3 protein-coding genes are annotated in these 3660 nt (G+C 37.9%); 2 read left to right on the forward strand and 1 reads right to left on the reverse strand.

Annotation, left to right across the window (positions count from 1 at the left end):
• Positions 1-241 precede the first annotated feature (241 nt).
• The gene (locus PLK24_RS09705; protein WP_324478628.1) at positions 242-955 is read left to right on the forward strand and encodes a protein-L-isoaspartate(D-aspartate) O-methyltransferase; all 714 of its coding nucleotides are present in this window, start codon (positions 242-244) and stop codon (positions 953-955) included.
• Positions 956-988: 33 nt separating this feature from the next.
• On the opposite strand, the gene PLK24_RS09710 is transcribed toward PLK24_RS09705, so the two are convergent.
• On the reverse strand, positions 989-3304 hold the full coding sequence (locus tag PLK24_RS09710; protein ID WP_324478630.1) for a spermidine synthase family protein: 2316 nt from the start codon (positions 3302-3304) through the stop codon (positions 989-991).
• A gap of 173 nt (positions 3305-3477) precedes the next feature.
• Between PLK24_RS09710 and PLK24_RS09715 the strand changes: the two genes are divergently transcribed.
• Positions 3478-3615, forward strand: a complete 138-nt coding sequence (locus PLK24_RS09715) for a hypothetical protein (RefSeq protein WP_324478632.1) — start codon at positions 3478-3480, stop codon at positions 3613-3615.
• Positions 3616-3660: the final 45 nt, after the last annotated feature.

The raw sequence follows: 3660 nt of genomic DNA on the forward strand, positions 1-3660 counted from the left end.
TTTATTGCGTTCGTTTAATGTAGCGACATGCCATGGCATGTCGAATCTTGGTTTATATCCCCATCTGGTGCTACGAGGCAGCATGAGTGTCTATCCTGAAACAGAGATTGGAAACAAAATAATCACAGGAAAATCGCCAGATTAATGGAATGAAGAATTCGTGTTTTAACCTTCATTAAGCGATATAATAAAGATATTGGTTTTTCATAATATCAATAATTTCTTAAGGCAGGGGTTTACAATGAATAAAAAATATTTATTCACTTTTCTTATCGTATGGATAATTTTTGTATTGGTTTTTTCTGCTGATGCTGAACAATATGACCAAGAACGGCAGCTTATGGTTGAGAAGCAGATCAAACAACGAGGGGTTGTTGACCCGCAGCTCCTCGATGCAATGTTAAAAGTACCTCGTCATCTCTTTGTTCCAGAAAATTTGGTTTCCTTAGCCTATAACGATACACCGCTCCCAATTGGATATGGTCAGACCATTTCCCAGCCCTATATCGTCGCATTGATGACCGATAGCTTAAAGGTCGAAGAAGGATTCAAAGTTTTAGAAATCGGAACTGGTTCTGGGTATCAAGCAGCCGTGTTAGCTGAAATTGGCTGTCAAGTTTTTACTGTTGAAGTCATCAAAATTTTAGCAGACACTGCTCAGGAAAGATTAAAGAGTCTTGGTTATCCGGAAATAAATGTCCGGTGGGGCGATGGGTATTTTGGCTGGAAAGAAGAAGCTCCTTTTGATTCAATCATCGTTACCTGTGCCATAGATCACGTTCCGCCTCCCTTGATTGAGCAACTCAAAGAGGGAGGAAAAATGGTTATTCCCGTCGGCCCACCATACAGCTTACAAACTCTATGGCTTTTCACCAAAGAAAAGGATCAATTGACGTCGGAAAATTTAGGAGGAGTTATTTTCGTCCCACTCCTTCGTGAAGTTCGAGAAGAGTAGAAAACATTTACTAGACCATCTTTCCACATTTGTCTAAGGAATGGGATGGAGCGATTTATTTAAAAAATGTACAATCACCCAGAAACCACCATATAGCGGAATAGATAAGAAATAAGGGAAATGAATTCCGTATTCAATAGCAGTAAAATGAGAAAGTAGAGATGCGACAACCGACATAAAACCATTCCAGGCAAAAACCACCTGAAAAAAATCTGGGTTTCTTTGGTGAGTCAGTCTCGATAAAATCGGAAACGGCATTCCGGCTGTAAAGGCTAATAAAGAGAAGGGTAGCAAAACAACCAATAAACTCAAGATACCGGGCAATTCCAATAACCAGCTACGAAGATAATTTATATATAGGAAAAATCCTAAAATTATTAAGGGGTGGACAAAAACCATCTTGAGAAAAAATCGATTTGACCGAATTTTCTCTACATACCAACTTCCTAATCCAGAAAAAACCAATAAAATAGTGAGAACTAAAGCAAACGTATAAATAGGAAATCCAATGATCATTTCTAACTGAACAATAACCGGTATCTCGATGAGCATATAGCCTATGCCGGTTATAATTGCCGCTAATTCAAGTTCCTTGCCTCCGGCAAAATGCAGTTTTTTTCTTCCCATAAAAGCCCGTCCGGGAATGAGAATAAAGAGGAGAGAAAGAGCAGTTATAACCAGGAAAATAAAAAGAACCAATAAAAAACCTGCTCCTCCAAAGGGAAGCCAGCGTTTCCCCAAGTTATAGAGGGTTTCCTTGAATTGGTTCCATTGGAAAAAATGAAAAAAGTAAGGTTTATTGTCACGAGGGGCTTTGACATTATAAAAAGATTTCTGAAGGGTTTCTTTTGGATCCTGAAAATAGTCCATAACTATCCGATAGTTTAATTTCTGAGTTTGAAATACTTTTTCAACTTCCTCTTCATCGATATCCGGATAATAAATAAAGTCAAAACCATAGACCGAAACATCTTGGCGAATTTTTTCAATTTCCATCTGGTCAAAAATTTGAATGGATATAATCATTTGAGCAAAATCTAAGTTTTTAATTATAATCAGCCGATTCTGAAGTAATTTTGGATCCCCCCAAACTTGAGAAACCAAATCCATCAGCTTCAACAGAACCATGGGGGGAGTTTGAGGAAAAAAAGATATGACTAACTTCCCATCATCGTTTAAATGATTCACGACCGAACGAATTCCTTCGATAGTAAAAAGATAATTTTCTTTCATTGAGAACGCTCCGGGGAAAATTTCTCCGTTACCGACGGGAATCTGGAGAAAAATCAGATCGTAGTGAGATTGAGTTTGGCTGAGATATTTTCTTGGAAAAGCAACTTCAATTTCATAAGGAATTGAAGGGCGAAGGTTTTTTAAAAATTCCCGATAAAGTGGTGATGAGGTAACGATAGTTCCGGAAACACTGGAATAATACATAGCATACATTTCATATCCCCAATCACATTCAATACCGAGCACCTCATCAGGTTTAAAAACTCGCAAGGGAAGAGCAAAGAGGGTGTTATAAATGAATTCCTCGCTTGGTTGATGAGGAAAAATTACCTGGTGGGTATAATCAGTTATGAGCGAGTAGGATGAGGGAGGAACATCTCGATAACGCATGCTTAACCCCGTTGCGGCTCTTGAATAGGGGGTGAAAAAAACCTCTAAATGTTGAGAGGGATTTCGATAGGTTGATAAAAGTTGGTTATCCGGGATCAGTCTTAATTGACGAGTGGGGCTATAGTCAGAAATTTTTAATGTCAATGGTAAAAAAAACAGAATGATGATTATTAAAATAAATATAAAAAAGAGTTTTTTTTGTTTCCAAAGATTTAGACATCCAATACCCATGATAGTAACTAAACTTTGGATCTCATTAAAAAACATAAGCAAAACAACACCGATTATAACTCCAGCCGCCGATCCAAGAAGATTCATGGAATAAAACCGAGGGAAATGGTCGGGATATTCATCAAAAAGGTGGATCTGATAAAGGCCGTGGTAAAAAAACGGGATTGAGGTAATAATAATAAGTAAAATAAAATTGATTTTATAGATGGAATAGGTCCAGAATTCATAAACATCCATAGGCAAAAAAACTAATCCAACCAACACAGCTGCCACTCCAAAGATAAAACAGAGAGGAATCAAAGGTTTCATTGAAAGCGGATAAAAGCGGAAAAGAGCTCCAGAAGCACCATAACCCAATAAAGCCAGCGATATAATAAGCGAGACAAAGTGAAAACCAGCCAAAAAAGCAAACCAACGAAAGAGAACCATTTCAACTGCCAAAGAACATAGTGAAATTATAAAAAGCTGGAAAGATTTGGTGGTTTCCCCTCTCATTTTCATTCAATCCCAGACTGTTTTTCTAATTGTATCATAGATAGAAATGGGTTTAATATTGATGGGGTATTAAAGAAATTAATCCTTTCTTTAAGGAAAAGTATTTTTTAAAAACCTTCATTCTACTAAGTAACGCCAGATGAGGATGAAAATACCTATCTTAATCCGTCATTGTGAGGAGACCAACCGTTCTAGGGTTGGTCGACGTGGCAATCGCTGCCACCCAGTTTGTCATTCTGAGGAGTCCGGTGTCTTCTGCCGGACGACGTGAGAATCTCATCCTTTTAAATCTTTCCAAAATTAAAACATGAAAGATGAGATCCTCACGCCCTTACAAAGCGAGGGCTCAGGATGAC

Source organism: Atribacter sp., assembly GCF_035418125.1.
Taxonomy (GTDB): Bacteria; Atribacterota; Atribacteria; order Atribacterales; family Atribacteraceae; genus Atribacter; species Atribacter allofermentans.